Below are 14586 nucleotides of genomic sequence, written 5' to 3'. Positions count from 1 at the left end.
TGAATTCATCATGGCTAAAGTTCTACTCAAAACAAATAAGGGCGACATCACCCTCACATTGGATGCTGCAAAAGCACCGAAGACCGTTGCCAATTTCTTGCAGTATGTGAAAAGCGGCCACTACGATGGCACCATCTTTCATCGCGTGATTGATAACTTCATGATTCAAGGTGGAGGTATGACCGCCGGCCTAAAAGAAAAATCTTCTGGCGCCCAAATTGAGAATGAAGCAAACAATGGTCTGAAGAACGAACGTGGCACGGTAGCTATGGCTCGCACTAGCGATCCACACTCTGCAACAGCACAATTTTTTATTAACGTGAATGACAATGATTTCTTAAACCATACCGCTCCAAATGCACAGGGATGGGGTTATGCTGTTTTTGGCAAAGTCACTGACGGACTTGATGTTGTCGATGTCATTCGCAAAGTAAAAACTGGTAATGCTGGATTTCATCAAGATGTTCCTGCAGAAGATGTTGTTATTGAAAAGGCGAGCGTTCTCGAGGAATGATTCCGCAATACGCGAGCGCGCTGCTCATTTCTGACTTGCATCTCACGCCGTCAATGCCGTTGACGGCGCAACGATTCTTTGATTTTTGTGAAAAGGACGCTCCCAAGGTTGAGGCCGTATTTATTTTGGGAGACTTATTTGAGTATTGGGTTGGAGATGATGCCGCCCTACACTCTCCATTTCACCAAGAAGTGAAACATGCGCTCGCAACACTCTCCACTAAAGTAAAAACCTATTACCTTCACGGTAATCGTGACTTTTTAGTTGGAAAACATTTCTTAAGTAAGACGGGCATGACTCTCATGCTCGATCCAAGCAAGATCAATATTGCTAGCTCAGAATATGTGCTTTGTCATGGCGACTCGCTTTGCACGGCAGATATTGGCTATCAAGTTTTTCGCGGTTGGGTGCGTAAACAATGGATCCAAAAACTCTTCTTGAGATTGCCGTTAAATTGGCGGCGCTCCATTGCAAACTCTCTGCGTAGCAATAGTGGCGTGCAATATCAACGTGCAATTCAAGCTTCTATTGCAGAGACGCAAGTCAAAACCAACGTCACCTTGGCAGCGTGCGCAGCTGTACTAAGGGATCAAGATAGCAATCGCTTGATTCATGGTCATACCCACCTTCCCAAGTACCATCAAGAACATCTGCAAGATCAAGAATGGCAACGCTGGGTCTTATCGGACTGGGATTTAGATCACCCAGAAAGTGGGCGACCACGCGCGAGTGCGCTACTCATTAATCAAGACGGCGTGCATTACGCCGATCTAATTAAGTAAGACTTAATTCACCTGCTAAATTTAGCAGGTAGAGTATTTAGATAGGCACTGCACCATCTGAGCAAAGATACGCGGGTTTGCACACATCACTTCACCACTTTGCAAGAAACCTTCTTCACCGCGGTAGTTGCCAATAAGTCCACCTGCTTCAGTGATCAACAAGGCGCCTGCAGCCATATCCCATGGCCTAAGATCGCTCTCAAAGAATCCATCGTAACGACCAGCGGCAACATAAGCCAAGTCCAAAGATGCAGCACCAGGGCGACGCAGACCAGCACAATTTCGTGACATGTCTGCAAAGATTTTTAAATACTTTTCTAGATCCTGATCTTCGCGATAAGGAAAACCGGTTCCGAGTAAAGAATTGGCTAAACGATCTTGAGTGGCAACACGCAAACGCCGGCGGTCTAAATAGGCACCCGCACCACGTGTGGCAGTAAAGAGTTCGTCGCGAGTTGGGTCATACACAACAGCTTGCTGAGTAATGCCATTAACTGACAATGCAATCGAAACTGCATATTGCGGAAAACCATGAATAAAGTTTGTTGTGCCATCCAAGGGATCAATAATCCATACGTTTTCAGCGTCGGTATTTTGAGCACCAGTCTCTTCAGCCAAAAATCCGTGCGTTGGATAAGCCTCGCTGAGCGTCTCAATAATGGCCGCTTCAGCCTGTCTGTCCACCTCGGTAACAAAATCATTATGTTGCTTGCGGTCAACCTGAAGCCGCTCTAAATTCAGAGAAGCTCTATTAATCACGGTTCCGGCACGACGGGCAGCCTTAACGGCCACATTTAACATGGGATGCATAGTTTTGATGGACAAATTAAATAAGAACAAGCTCACCAGATTGCAAACTGCATGACAATAAGGAGCTAACACCCTGATTCTAAACGATTGCCCATTTGAACTCCCAAGCCCCTAAAGAAACCTTTTCAATATGAATACCGCTCAGGCACAGTTATTACGCTGGGTTTTAGTTGAAACCAGTCACCCCGGAAATGTGGGTTCGGCTGCTCGTGCTCTCAAAACCATGGGGTTTAGTGATCTCCGCCTGATTTCACCAAAGATTTCAGGGGTTGCTCAGGCGCCTGAGGCCATTGCATTAGCTAGCGGTGCCAGCGATATCCTGGAATCCAGCCAGGAATCCACTTCCCTAGAGTCTGCCGTTCAAGACTGCGCTCTAGTCTTGGGCTTAACTAGTCGCGATCGTGAATTCGGGCCTCCGGCCATCAATTGGCAGGATGCCCGGCCTCTGATTCAAGCTGCCATTGCCGGTAATCAGCGGGTTGCGCTCTTGTTTGGCCCTGAGCGGACTGGCCTAGATAATCACCATTTGTCGCTATGTACGCATCGGGTATGGCTAGATGCAAATCCCGTGTATCCGTCCTTGAATCTCGCTCAAGCCATGATGGTTTGCGCCTTCACACTCAGAGAGACCTTAGCTGAAGATTTGGGATCTTCACCTTTAGACACGAGTGCCGAGCAGGTTGACTATGCAGATCCTGCTGCGGTTGCTGCCATGCTGGAGCACTGGCGTGAAGGTTTAGAGGCCATCGGCTACCTGGATCCAGCCAACCCCAAGAAACTCATGCCTCGCTTACAAGCCCTATTTGCGCGAACACGCCTTCACAAGGAAGAAATCGATCTTCTGCGTGGCATTGCTAAACAGATGCTCTTGAGAAAATAAATTCAGCCTTTACCCGTTAAAATCACCCTATGTTTAATTCGCTTTTCGACCAAGTCGACTCCATCATTGTTCGTGACCCTGCCGCTAGAAATCGCCTAGAGGTCATTACCTGCTATCCAGGTTTACATGCCGTATGGATTCATCGAGCATCTCATGGTCTATGGAACCTGGGTCTAAAGTGGATTGCACGACTCCTATCAATGCTGGCACGCTTTATTACTGGCATTGAAATTCACCCAGGAGCAAAAATTGGCCGCCGTGTTTTTTTAGATCATGGCTTGGGTATCGTTATCGGAGAAACTACTGAAATTGGCGATGACTGCACTATCTATCAAGGAGTTACTCTAGGTGGAACTTCTTTATACAAAGGCGTGAAGCGTCACCCCACTTTAGGTAAAGGCGTTGTCATTAGTGCTGGGGCTAAAGTTCTTGGAGGCTTTACCGTAGGTGATGGCGCACGCGTTGGATCTAATGCTGTGGTCCTCAAAGAAATTCCTGCTGGGGCAACTGCAGTAGGAATTCCTGCGCGCATCCTACATCCAGATCTACCTCAAGCGAGTGCGCCCGATAGCAAAGCCAAGGAATACTTCTCTGCGTATGGCGTAACGCCGAATGTAGATGATCCGGTGTCTATGGCATTGAAGGGTTTGATTGATGCCACGCTTGAGCAAGAAGCCAAAATTGCAGCTCTCGAAAAAGTCATCGCTAAATTGAGCAACACACCGGCAGCTAATGCCAGCGAATCAAGTGACACCAAGCGTGACCTTGGCGCACTGAAAGAATGGCTTAAAGAATAGTTTTAGTCTTAATGCAGAGTTGGTGTTGGGCCACTCGGATTGGCAATGCTAGCAGTGAACTCATCATCGCCGTCATCAGAATCGTCAGGCATTCCAAATGCAAAGGCTTCCCCACCTTCAGGATGGCGATTCTCAATCTCTTCATCGGTAGCAGCACGAATATCTTCCACCTGCACCCAGAAACGAAGAGCCATGCCAGCCAAAGGATGATTACCATCTAAGACCACTTGACTATCAGCAACATCGGTCACGGTATAAATCAGAGGCTCATCGTCTGCATCACCAGAATCACCCTCTTCTTCAGCATCAGGCACGCCCTCAAACTGCATACCAACTTCTAAAGGCTCTGGGAAACGTGCGCGGGGTTCAATCTTGAGCAACTCAGGATCGTACTCACCAAATGCCTCGCTCGGCTCAAGTTGAATGCTAGCCTCATAGCCAATATCTTGACCGTCCAATAAGGTTTCAATCTTAGGAAAAGTACCCTCATATCCCCCGTGCAGGTATACCATCGGAGAATCCGGTTCCTCGATAATATTGTTTTGCGCATCAGTTAATTTGTAGCGCAGGGATACAACGGTATTTTTTTCGATCTTCATGCGTAATTCATTCAACATTGTGTTTTAAATAGCTTTTTACTTATATGACTGCATTTTACTTGAGCAAGCCCTACGATCCTCCTCGGGCGCCCAAAAACCTTCCGCTAGATCAGCCATGGGCGCTTCTAGGGGGCAATAGCCCCCAAGAGTTCATGAAAGCCTACTGGCATAAAAAACCACTTTTAGTGCGTGGGGCTATCCCTGCATTTGAGCTTGCTAAGCAACTAGGTGAACCCTTGGGCAGTGCAATATCAGCTGAAGAGTTATTTAAAATTGCAGGCAATGACGTCGTTGAATCCAGATTAATTCAAGCTAAGCCCTGGTCCTTTGCGGACGGTCCATTCAAAAAGAAATCGATCCCTCCACTTGAGTCACCCGATTGGACGCTACTTCTTCAAGGTATGGAGGCACGCCATCCTGCCGCAGCAAAAATTCTTTCTTGGTTTCGCTTCATACCAGATGCACGTTTAGATGATCTGATGATTAGCATCGCCGGACCTGGCGGTGGCGTAGGTCCACACTTTGATTCATACGATGTGTTTTTAATACAGATGTCAGGCCGTAGACGTTGGCGCATATCTGAGCAGCGAGATTTGAGTTTAAATCCCAATCTGCCCTTGAAGATCCTAAAAAACTTTAAGGTCGAGCAGGAATGGGTTTTGGAGCCAGGCGATATGCTTTACCTTCCACCTCATGTAGCTCATGATGGCGTTGCCTTAGATGCAGGCTGCCAGACTTGGTCGGTTGGGTTTAGGGCTCAAAGTTATAAAGAAATCTTGCAAGAAGGCTTATGGCGCTTGGCCGAATCGCTTGAAGATATTCCCGAACTGGATCAGCGTTTTGCCGATCCACAGCAAAGAGCAACAGCCTGTGCAGAACAACTGCCAGACGAGATTATTCAGCAGGTGACACAAAAATTAAAAGGTTTAAAACTAGATCGCGTAGAAACATTTCTTCCCGGCATTGCTGCCTATCTAAGCGAACCAAAACCCCAGGCCTATTTTGATGGCGCATCAAATGATGTGTCACCGGAGGAATTCCAACAGCGTCTTCAGAAGGAATCCCTGAGACCACACCCGCAAACGCGATTGCTAGCCTTAGGTGACCGGATTTACTGTAACGGCGAAGAGGTGAGCAATAGTCAGGCCAGACCAATACAGCTGGCTTGGCGCTCACTTGCCGCAAAGAAGCAATTCAAGGGGAAAATAGGCAAAATTGGGTCAAATAATAGCCTTTTTGAGGCTTTTGAAGCTGGCTGGCTGGTTTTTTAGCCTCCAATGCAGAGATGGCTATAATGATTTCTGGAAAGTACCTAAGGGCTTACCCTGTACTTTTCAGGTATTAATAACCGGTTATTAATGATAATTTTTTAAGAGGAAATTACAAATGAAGAAGTCACTCGCACTTGTAGCAATGTTGGCAATCGCTTTGGCCGCTTGCGGTAAAAAAGAAGAAGCAAAACCTGTAGAAGCTGCTCCAGCTGCTCCTGCTGCTGCTCCTGCTGCTGACGCTCCTGCTGCTGCTCCAGCTGCTCCTGCTGCTCCAGCTGCTGACGCTAAGAAGTAATCTTCTCCTTGAAGAAAAAAAGCCGCTGAAAAGCGGCTTTTTTAATGTCCAGAATTTTCTAGCTCCGCACTTATCTAGCCATTTGCTCCGTAAGCAAAGTTAAGAGCTGTAAACCGGCTGCAGTATTTTCTGGCTTACCATCTGCATTTTGAACATAGATGTTCGCAGAATTATCTCCCGTTGATTTAACCACTACGAGGTATTTCTTAGCCTTCAGGCTGGAGTCATCCTTACTACTAAAGAGGTTTGAGAAGAATCCCTTGGTATCACCTAAGTCCTTAGGATTGACGTAGCGCACATAGTAGATGCCATTGGTACGGTTGCGATCTTCAACTGTAAAGTTAGAGCGATCTAAAGCAAGGCCAGTGTCACGCCAAGCGCGATCAAAGCCTGCAGACATTTCGATATAGGCAGTATTCACACCCTCTTGAACCAATTTCGCCTTCGGTGTTTTAGGACCCAATGGTGCGGCAACTTGGGCCTTAGCCATTTCCTGAGTCATACCCAAACGCTCCATCAGGCGCGCCAAGAATGCTGCTTCAAGTTCAGGATCACTTGGACGTGCAGTCCAAATAGTAGATATACAAGCACCAGATCCATCGGTTGTACATTTTTCGATGGCACCACGTTGTGTAATGTAAACCTCAGTTTCGCCAGGCTTGCTCACTTCAAGGCGAGTTTTGTACTTGTCACGCTCACCGGTGTCATACACAGAATCCAAAACGCCACCAACAAAGTTACGAATAAAGTCTTGTGAAATCTTGGCGCGATTCTCTGCCCAATCCGTTTCCATAATTCCAGTTGATGGCGAGTCGATCACCAACAAGAAACCATTCTCTTGCCAGAAATCTTTAATTTGTGGGTATAGCTCGGTGGCAGGCTTTTCTACAACCAACCAACGACGCTCGCCATCGCGAGCAATGCGCATACCAGGGATACCAGTCATGACATTCTTGCGAGTCTGTACTGATTTTTTCACTGCAGCATTGTATTCAGACATGGTCGCAGAACCATCCTGCACGATATAGCGACGATCAGCCTGTGCTGTGATGAGGTCTGGTGGATAGGACAAATTAGGTCCACGCACTGCGCCAGCAGACTTGTAATCAACTGTGTCACTTGTACCTACAGATTTACAGCCAAGCAAAGCAATGCTTGTTAAAGACAGGATTAAAAGAGTTGCGCAATGTTGGCGCAAGAGTTGCATCAAATTCATCATAGTAAGCCAGCCTGTTTCATAGCAGTCTTCAAAGGTTCACGCAAAGCAACACTTAAAGGGGTTAAAGGTAAACGAATTCCGGCGGTGACTTTACCCATTTCATGTAGGGCCCATTTCACAGGAATCGGATTTGCCTCAGTAAACATGGCCTTATGAACAGCCAGTAATTGATATTGAATTGCGCGCATCTTAACAACGTCATCCGACATTGCTGCCTGACACAACTCGTGCATCAAACGTGGTGCGATATTAGCGGTAACGGAAATATTGCCTTTACCACCCATGAGCATCAGCATTGCCGCGCTCAGATCATCACCAGAAAATACAGAAAAATCTTCATGTCCCGCACGCTTAAGATCAGCCAATAACAAAGTGCCGCGCTCAATGCTACCGGTCGCATCTTTAATACCAATAATTCCAGGGACTGCAGCAAGGCGAACTGTAGTTTCGCCAGCAAGGTCCGCAACCGTTCTACCTGGAACGTTATAAAGAATGACAGGCAGATCGACTGACTCTGCAATTTTCTTAAAGTGGGCGTACATGCCCTCTTGAGTTGGTTTGTTGTAATAAGGTACTACTTGGAGACTGGCATCAGCTCCAACAGATTTCGCAAACTGGGTTAGCTCAATTGCTTCCGTAGTTGAATTACCGCCTGTACCTGCGATAACTGGAATACGTCCAGCAATATGATCAACAGTGACTTTTATCAACTCGCAATGCTCTTCAACGGAAACCGTAGGAGATTCACCGCTCGTGCCAACAATGACAATGCCATCAGAACCTTCTGCAACATGCCAATCTAATAAGGAGCGTAAAGCCGGAAAGTCCAAACTTCCATCATCCAACATCGGCGTCACGATGGCGGGCATACTGCCAGCGATAGGCTTTTTACTGACTTTAGATTGTGTTGTATTAGTCACTGAATGCGTCTGAATTATCTGAATGTTAACTAGCAAATTGTAACGGAATGCACCCTTTTAAATGCCCTTTTACGGCACAAATCCGCTGAACTACAGCTGGTTTAGGGTGATCAAGGTAAATATCCTCATAGGCAATCACTTTCAGGCCAGAACGCGCTGCCAAAGCAAGCAATTCCCCTGGCTTTAGCAAGAAATTGGGGTTTGAGGGTTTGCCAAATTGGGCATTCCCATCAGCAAAGGTTTCGTAGATGAGCACTCCGCCCTCTCCTAGCATTTTGGGCAATTCATCCAAAAATGGGCGATATAGGTAATTAGTCACCACAATTCCAGAAAATTGCCTGCCTAGCAAAGGCCAATCAGAACCTTCGAGCTCCAACTCCTGGGCCTGAACCGTAGCACCTTGCAATGAATTCATTGCTGAAATATCGCGATCAACAGCCAATACAGTAAGACCAAGCGATTTCAGTAAGGCAGTGTGCCTGCCAGCACCACAGGCCAAATCCAAGACCATTCCATCTGGTGAAATAGCGGGTGCAAAACGCCTAACCCAAGGTGAGGCATCGGCAATCACATCATGACTTGCAATCAAGCTCAGGCCTCAGTCGTACGCCAAGCCCATAGACTCGCGGACCTCACGCATGGTTTCTTGAGCCACTTTACGGGCTTTATCAGAGCCGTCCGCAATGATGGAGCGCAATAAGCTGGGGTCGTCTAGATACTTTTGGGCCCGCTCGAACATTGGCTGCTGCTCTGCAAGAATAGCGTCGATCACAGGCTGCTTACACTCTAAGCAACCTATGCCTGCTGACTGACATTCTTTTTGAACCCAAGACTTGGTCTCTTCATTTGAATACACGGTATGTAACTGCCATACAGGACAACGCGCAGGATCACCTGGATCAGTTCTACGCACTCGCGCCGGATCCGTTGGCATCGTACGGATCGAACGAATCACTTCTTCAGGTTTTTCACGAATACTAATCGTATTGCCATAGGATTTAGACATCTTCTGACCATCAATACCAGGCATACGTGATGCAGTTGTCAGCAAAGCTTGTGGCTCTGGAAGAATAATTTTGCGAGCACCTTCTAGGAAACCAAACAATCTTTCGCGATCGGCCATTGAGAGGCTTTGCGCCTCTTGCAGCAAAGCCTTGGCTTCCTCTAGCGCCTCATCATCACCTCGCTCCTGAAAAGCTACACGCAATTCAGCGTACATCTTCGCGCGCTTACTACCTAATTTTTTAACCGCCTCAAGTGCTTTCTCTTCAAAGCCAGGTTCACGACCATAAAGGTAATTAAAGCGACGCGCTACTTCACGCGTCATCTCCACGTGAGGTACCTGATCTTCACCCACCGGAACAAATTGTGCGCGATACATCAATATATCGGCAGCCTGTAACAAGGGATAGCCCAAGAAACCGTAGGTCTGCAAATCTTTTTCTTTGAGTTTTTCGATCTGATCTTTATAGGTTGGAACACGCTCCAACCAACCTAAAGGTGTGCCCATGGATAGCAATAAGAAAAGCTCTGCATGCTCAGGCACCTTACTCTGAATAAATAAGGTGGCTTGGTTTGGATCAACACCACAAGCCAACCAGTCAATCACCATATCCCAGACGGACTGCTCAATAACATCCGGGGTTTCATAATGAGTCGTTAAAGCATGCCAGTCTGCTACAAAAAAGTAGCAGGGATACTCGGACTGCAAGCGAACCCAATTCTTTAAAACGCCATGGTAGTGGCCGAGGTGCAAGCTACCAGTTGGTCGCATGCCAGAGAGAACGCGTTCTGCAAACATCTTGATCTTTATTCTTTAAAGGTAAATAAAACTAGTTAAGCAAATAGGAGAAACGATTAGTGAAATAGTGACCATACGGGGGTTAAATGATCCGGCAAATGCGGCAACGTACCAAGATCAATGTAACTCTCTTCTGGATCATGAAAATCAGAACCTCTGGAGGCTAAAAATCCATAATGCTGGGCAATCTTGCCATAGGTTTGATATTGATTTGGGCTATGGCTGCCAGTAATCACCTCAATCGCCATGCCGCCGATTTCTTTGAAGTGCTTATAGAGCTCATCCATCTGCATGGCGCTGAGCTTGTAACGCCCCGGGTGTGCAATCACCGCGGCACCACCGGCACCCTTGATCCACGCAACCGCATCATCCAACGTTGCCCAGAGGTGAGGAACATAGCCCGGCTTATCTTCTACTAAATAGTTTTTAAAGACTTGATCGGTATCGCGACATACGCCCTGCTCAACCAGAAAGCGTGCGAAATGCGTGCGAGAAATAAGCTCTTGATTGCCGGCAAACTGCAGTGCGCCTTCATAAGCGCCTGGTATGCCCGCCTTTAATAACTGTTCGGCCATCTGCTTAGCGCGATTACCGCGACCCTCGCGAGTCAGTCGCAAGCCCTCCAAAATTCCTGCATGAGCAGCATCAATTCCTAAGCCAACAATATGAATGGTTTGACCCATCCAGGTTACTGAAATCTCAACGCCAGGAAGGTAGTCCATTCCAAGCGAACTTGCAGCAACTTGCGCCCTCTCCTGGCCACCCAATTCATCGTGATCAGTTAAAGCCCATAAACGAACGCCATTTGCATAGGCGCGTTCAGCCAACTGCTCAGGCGTTAAGGTTCCATCGGAAATAACGGAATGGCAATGTAAGTCTGCGTTTAGGCTGGAATTACTGGTCATGACCTTATTTTAGGTCAAGCTGGTGTCAATTACCCGGCGAGGCGCATCCAGGTAATCACGAGACTGCATTTCGATCAAGCGAGAAACGGTTCTAGAGAACTCGCTGGTAATTTGACCTTCTGTGTACAAATCGACTGCTGGGACCTCTGCAGAGATGATTAGCTTGATTTTATGGTCGTACAAGACATCAATTAACCAAATAAAGCGACGGGCTTCATTGGTCATTCTAGGCGGCATGTAAGGCACGCCAGACAAAATCACCGTATGAAACTGCTTGGCAATCTCCAAATAGTCGTTTTGCGACCTTGGGCCACAGCATAGCGTTTGGAAGTCAAACCACACCACCCCTTCGGCCATATGCAAAGGTCTCAACTCACGAGACTCAATACGTAATACAGGGCGAACTGTTTCCTTCTGATTGCCAATTAAGGTTTGAAACATTTGCATCAACACAGCATGAGTTTCTGCATTCACTGGCGTAAGGTACGCCTCAACTTGAGCCATCTGCACTCGGCGATAGTCATTACCAGCATCAACGTTCAAAACATCAAGCTGCTCTTCTAACAATTTGATTGCCGGCAATAAACGATCGCGATGCAAGCCATTAGGATAAAGCTGACTTGGCTGATAATTTGAAGTCATCACAAACTGGACACGATCTTCGAAGAGCGCGCTCAGCAAGCGATACAGAATCATCGCATCTGCAATGTCATTGATATGGAACTCATCAAAACAAATGAGTCGATACCGTTTGGCGATTCTTTTGGAAAGCTCATCCAGTGGATCGGCCATACCAGAGAGCTCATGAAGCTCGCGATGCACCTCTCGCATGAACTCATGAAAATGAATACGAATCTTTTTTTCTAGTGGCGATGCTGCAAAGAAACAGTCCATCAAAAAAGATTTGCCGCGACCTACCCCACCCCATAAATAAACACCACGGGGTAGCTTTGGTTTGAAAAGTTTCTTTTTTAAGCCATTACTGCGGATTTCTTTATAAGCAATCCACTCGTCTTCACAGCGCTGTAAGCGCTCAATGGCAGCAAGCTGCGCGGGATCACTTTGATACCCGCGCGCCTTTAACTCTTGATGGTAATACTCTAACGCTTTCAATTACATGTTTAATGCGCGTTTATCCGTCGCCAATGCTGCTTCGCGAACCACTTCCGATAGACTTGGATGTGGATGACAGATACGAGCAATATCTTCTGCTGCTGCTTTGAATTCCATTGCTACGGCTGCTTCAGCAATTAAGTCGGAAGCATTTGGCCCAATGATATGAACACCCAGGATTTCATCAGTTTTTTCATCGGCTAACACTTTGACAAATCCATCGGCACGATCCATACCTAGTGCGCGACCGTTAGCTGCAAATGGGAACTGACCAGCCTTATAAGCAATGCCAGCCTGCTTGAGCTGCTCTTCAGTTTTACCAACCCATGCAATTTCAGGATCGGTATAAATTACCCAAGGGATGCAGTTGTAGTCGATATGTGGTTTTTGACCAGCAATAGTTTCAGCAACTAGCACGCCTTCATCTTCCGCTTTATGGGCCAACATCGGTCCACGTACTACGTCACCCACGGCATAAACGCCAGGCGCAGCTGTTGCACAAGTGTGATCATCAATTGGAATGAAGCCACGCTCATCCACTTTGAGACCAATCTTATCAAGGCCTAATTTTTCAGTGTTCGGAACGCGACCAACAGAAACGATTAAACGGTCGCACTCTAATTTTTGAGCCTTACCTTCGCTATCGGTGTAATTAACAACAACACCTTTTTTGTCAGCCTTAACTTCACCAATCTTGACGCCCATATTGATTTTGAGGCCTTGCTTGGTGAAGATCTTGTGAGCTTCTTTTGCAATCCCTTGATCGCAAGCACCCAAGAAAGTTGGGAGCGCTTCAAGAATAGTCACATCAGAACCAACACGACGCCACACAGAACCCAGCTCTAAGCCAATTACACCAGCACCGATTACACCTAGCTTCTTAGGAATGGAGTCAAACTTCAGGCCACCTTCGTTATCGCTAATCAATACGTTATCGACAGGAATGCCCGGCAAGTGACGTGCTTTAGAGCCAGTAGCAATAATCACGTTTTTAGCAGTAACCACCTCTTTGTCTTTACCGTCGATCTTGACCTGGTAACCATCGGCGCCCTTGCCTTCAAATGACGCATGGCCTTTTAACAAAGTAATTTTATTTTTACGGAACAAGAACTGAATACCGGCAGTCATCTTCGTCACAATCGCATCTTTACGAGCGATCATCTTGCCGGAGTCTAACTTCACTGATCCTACGGTGATACCGTGGTCAGCAACGTGATGACTAATCTTCTCAAACTCTTCAGAAGAGGCAAGCAAAGCTTTGGAAGGAATACAACCGACGTTCAAGCAAGTCCCGCCTAAGCGTGGCTCACCTTTTGGATCGTCATAAGTGTTCGACTCAGCACAGGCAACTTTAAAACCCAACTGGGCTGCACGAATTGCGGCGATGTAGCCACCAGGGCCACCGCCGATTACTAATACGTCAAATGATTGGCTCATGTTCTTCCCTCTTACAAATCAAGGAGGAGACGTGAAGGATCTTCCAAGGCATCCTTCATGGCAACCAAGCCAAGAACTGCTTCACGACCGTCAATGATGCGATGGTCATAAGACAATGCTAAGTAGTTAATTGGACGAATCACGATTTGACCATTCTCAACCACTGCACGCTCTTTAGTTGCATGAATACCCAAGATTGCAGACTGTGGAGGATTAATAATTGGAGTAGAAAGCATAGAGCCAAATACGCCACCGTTAGAGATGGAGAATGTACCGCCAGTTAAGTCTTCTAAAGACAACTTACCTTCGCGCGCCTTAACACCAAACTCAGCAATCTTCTTCTCAATATCAGCCAAGTTCATTTGATCAACGTCACGCAGAATTGGAACTACCAAGCCGCGTGGTGAACTTACCGCAATACCAATATCAAAGTAGCCGTGGTACACGATGTCATTGCCATCAACGGATGCATTTAACAATGGGAATTTCTTCAAAGCATGAGTAGCAGCTTTAACAAAGAAAGACATGAAGCCTAATTTCACACCATGGACTTTTTCAAACTGATCTTTGTACTTATTACGCATCGCAATGACTGGAGCCATGTTGACTTCATTGAAAGTAGTCAAGATGGCATTGTTTGCTTGGGACTCAAGCAAACGCTCAGCAATACGAGCACGCAAGCGGCTCATTGGCACACGTTCTTCTGGACGATCTCCCATTGGGATCGGCGCGCTTGGCAAAGCAGCAGATTTTGCACCGCCGACAGAAGCATTTAATGCATCGCCTTTAGTAATACGGCCATCACGTCCAGAACCAGCAACTTGACCAGCATCGATATTTTTCTCTGCGAGGATTTTTGCAGCTGAAGGTGCAGCAGCAGCGCCAGATGATTTTGCTGCAGGAGCAGCTTTAGCTGGAGCGGCCACAGGAGCTGCTACGGGTGCCGGTGCAGCTGCAGCCGCAGGGGCAGCAGAAGCAACAGCAGTGCTATCAATCTTTGCAATCAACTGCTCAGCAACAACAGTGCCGCCGTCAGCAACTACGATCTCTGTAAGTACGCCAGCAGATGGGGCTGGCACTTCTAACACCACTTTGTCAGTTTCAATTTCAATCAATATCTCGTCTTGACCGACTGCATCGCCGACTTTCTTTTTCCATTGCAACAAAGTAGCTTCTGCTACTGACTCGGAGAGTTGGGGAACTTTAACTTCAAAAATAGCCATGATTAATCCTATTTAGTGTT

16 protein-coding genes are annotated in these 14586 nt (G+C 46.9%); 6 read left to right on the top strand and 10 right to left on the bottom strand.

Annotated elements, in window-relative coordinates; all coding sequences use genetic code 11:
• Positions 1-10: 10 nt before the first annotated feature.
• The gene (locus tag ICN16_RS01065; protein ID WP_216133208.1) at positions 11-514 is read left to right on the top strand and encodes a peptidylprolyl isomerase; all 504 of its coding nucleotides are present in this window, start codon (positions 11-13) and stop codon (positions 512-514) included.
• Positions 511-1296 (top strand): UDP-2,3-diacylglucosamine diphosphatase, encoded by a 786-nt coding sequence (locus ICN16_RS01060; protein ID WP_216133207.1) that lies wholly within the window; start codon positions 511-513, stop codon positions 1294-1296. Before ICN16_RS01065 ends, ICN16_RS01060 begins: the two co-directional genes overlap by 4 nt.
• A 21-nt stretch (positions 1297-1317) precedes the next feature.
• On the opposite strand, the gene ICN16_RS01055 is transcribed toward ICN16_RS01060, so the two are convergent.
• Positions 1318-2106, bottom strand: coding sequence for an inositol monophosphatase family protein (locus ICN16_RS01055; protein ID WP_216133206.1), 789 nt, complete (start codon positions 2104-2106; stop codon positions 1318-1320).
• 130 nt (positions 2107-2236) lie between these two features.
• Here ICN16_RS01055 and ICN16_RS01050 point away from each other — a divergent pair, with 130 nt between their 5' ends.
• Both ICN16_RS01050 and cysE read left to right on the top strand, forming a co-directional pair.
• Complete coding sequence (locus ICN16_RS01050; RefSeq protein WP_216133205.1) at positions 2237-2986, top strand: RNA methyltransferase; 750 nt, start codon at positions 2237-2239, stop codon at positions 2984-2986.
• Positions 2987-3015: 29 nt separating this feature from the next.
• A complete protein-coding gene (gene cysE, locus ICN16_RS01045) occupies positions 3016-3783 on the top strand; it encodes a serine O-acetyltransferase (RefSeq protein WP_216133204.1) in 768 nt (255 codons plus the stop codon).
• An 8-nt stretch (positions 3784-3791) separates the two neighbouring features.
• Here the strand turns inward: cysE and ICN16_RS01040 are convergent, their stop codons facing one another.
• Entirely contained in the window at positions 3792-4382 is a 591-nt protein-coding gene (locus ICN16_RS01040; RefSeq protein WP_216133203.1) for a peptidylprolyl isomerase, read from the bottom strand.
• A gap of 44 nt (positions 4383-4426) precedes the next feature.
• On the opposite strand from ICN16_RS01040, the gene ICN16_RS01035 reads away from it, so the two are divergent.
• Both ICN16_RS01035 and ICN16_RS01030 read left to right on the top strand, forming a co-directional pair.
• Positions 4427-5653: a cupin domain-containing protein gene (locus ICN16_RS01035; protein WP_216133202.1), complete on the top strand. Its 1227-nt coding sequence runs from the start codon at positions 4427-4429 to the stop codon at positions 5651-5653.
• A gap of 115 nt (positions 5654-5768) precedes the next feature.
• Positions 5769-5948, top strand: a complete 180-nt coding sequence (locus ICN16_RS01030; protein ID WP_062308574.1) for a hypothetical protein — start codon at positions 5769-5771, stop codon at positions 5946-5948.
• Between the two features lie 70 nt (positions 5949-6018).
• Here ICN16_RS01030 and bamC read toward each other — a convergent pair whose 3' ends face one another.
• From bamC to odhB, 8 genes are all read right to left on the bottom strand, one after another.
• Positions 6019-7164, bottom strand: coding sequence for an outer membrane protein assembly factor BamC (gene bamC, locus ICN16_RS01025; RefSeq protein ID WP_216135549.1), 1146 nt, complete (start codon positions 7162-7164; stop codon positions 6019-6021).
• Complete coding sequence (gene dapA / locus ICN16_RS01020) at positions 7164-8036, bottom strand: 4-hydroxy-tetrahydrodipicolinate synthase (RefSeq protein WP_216135546.1); 873 nt, start codon at positions 8034-8036, stop codon at positions 7164-7166. The genes bamC and dapA overlap by 1 nt, the downstream gene beginning before the upstream one ends.
• A 76-nt stretch (positions 8037-8112) precedes the next feature.
• Positions 8113-8676 (bottom strand): bifunctional 2-polyprenyl-6-hydroxyphenol methylase/3-demethylubiquinol 3-O-methyltransferase UbiG, encoded by a 564-nt coding sequence (locus ICN16_RS01015; RefSeq protein WP_255533548.1) that lies wholly within the window; start codon positions 8674-8676, stop codon positions 8113-8115.
• Positions 8677-8685: 9 nt separating this feature from the next.
• Complete coding sequence (locus tag ICN16_RS01010; protein WP_216133201.1) at positions 8686-9888, bottom strand: tryptophan--tRNA ligase; 1203 nt, start codon at positions 9886-9888, stop codon at positions 8686-8688.
• Between the two features lie 56 nt (positions 9889-9944).
• Entirely contained in the window at positions 9945-10793 is an 849-nt protein-coding gene (locus tag ICN16_RS01005) for a 3',5'-nucleoside bisphosphate phosphatase (RefSeq protein ID WP_216133200.1), read from the bottom strand.
• Positions 10794-10802: 9 nt separating this feature from the next.
• Positions 10803-11906: a cell division protein ZapE gene (zapE, locus tag ICN16_RS01000; RefSeq protein WP_216133199.1), complete on the bottom strand. Its 1104-nt coding sequence runs from the start codon at positions 11904-11906 to the stop codon at positions 10803-10805.
• Positions 11907-13343: a dihydrolipoyl dehydrogenase gene (gene lpdA, locus ICN16_RS00995; protein WP_216133198.1), complete on the bottom strand. Its 1437-nt coding sequence runs from the start codon at positions 13341-13343 to the stop codon at positions 11907-11909. It abuts the gene before it with no gap.
• Positions 13344-13354: 11 nt separating this feature from the next.
• Positions 13355-14566 (bottom strand): 2-oxoglutarate dehydrogenase complex dihydrolipoyllysine-residue succinyltransferase, encoded by a 1212-nt coding sequence (odhB, locus tag ICN16_RS00990; RefSeq protein ID WP_216133197.1) that lies wholly within the window; start codon positions 14564-14566, stop codon positions 13355-13357.
• Between the last annotated feature and the right edge of the window lie 20 nt (positions 14567-14586).

It is taken from the genome of Polynucleobacter sp. es-MAR-4 (assembly GCF_018882055.1).
In the GTDB taxonomy this organism is placed as follows: domain Bacteria; phylum Pseudomonadota; class Gammaproteobacteria; order Burkholderiales; family Burkholderiaceae; genus Polynucleobacter.
The sequence above is the reverse complement of the archived record's forward strand: the minus strand, read 5'-3'. Positions and strand labels throughout refer to the sequence as shown.

Coding starts and splice junctions, on each gene's coding strand:
- ICN16_RS01065 (WP_216133208.1), top strand. CDS start 11: ATGGCTAAAGTTCTACTCAAAACAAATAAGGGCGACATCACCCTCACA.
- ICN16_RS01060 (WP_216133207.1), top strand. CDS start 511: ATGATTCCGCAATACGCGAGCGCGCTGCTCATTTCTGACTTGCATCTC.
- ICN16_RS01055 (WP_216133206.1), bottom strand. CDS start 2,106: ATGCATCCCATGTTAAATGTGGCCGTTAAGGCTGCCCGTCGTGCCGGA.
- ICN16_RS01050 (WP_216133205.1), top strand. CDS start 2,237: ATGAATACCGCTCAGGCACAGTTATTACGCTGGGTTTTAGTTGAAACC.
- cysE (WP_216133204.1), top strand. CDS start 3,016: ATGTTTAATTCGCTTTTCGACCAAGTCGACTCCATCATTGTTCGTGAC.
- ICN16_RS01040 (WP_216133203.1), bottom strand. CDS start 4,382: ATGAAGATCGAAAAAAATACCGTTGTATCCCTGCGCTACAAATTAACT.
- ICN16_RS01035 (WP_216133202.1), top strand. CDS start 4,427: ATGACTGCATTTTACTTGAGCAAGCCCTACGATCCTCCTCGGGCGCCC.
- ICN16_RS01030 (WP_062308574.1), top strand. CDS start 5,769: ATGAAGAAGTCACTCGCACTTGTAGCAATGTTGGCAATCGCTTTGGCC.
- bamC (WP_216135549.1), bottom strand. CDS start 7,164: ATGAATTTGATGCAACTCTTGCGCCAACATTGCGCAACTCTTTTAATC.
- dapA (WP_216135546.1), bottom strand. CDS start 8,036: ATGCCCGCCATCGTGACGCCGATGTTGGATGATGGAAGTTTGGACTTT.
- ICN16_RS01010 (WP_216133201.1), bottom strand. CDS start 9,888: ATGTTTGCAGAACGCGTTCTCTCTGGCATGCGACCAACTGGTAGCTTG.
- ICN16_RS01005 (WP_216133200.1), bottom strand. CDS start 10,793: ATGACCAGTAATTCCAGCCTAAACGCAGACTTACATTGCCATTCCGTT.
- lpdA (WP_216133198.1), bottom strand. CDS start 13,343: ATGAGCCAATCATTTGACGTATTAGTAATCGGCGGTGGCCCTGGTGGC.
- odhB (WP_216133197.1), bottom strand. CDS start 14,566: ATGGCTATTTTTGAAGTTAAAGTTCCCCAACTCTCCGAGTCAGTAGCA.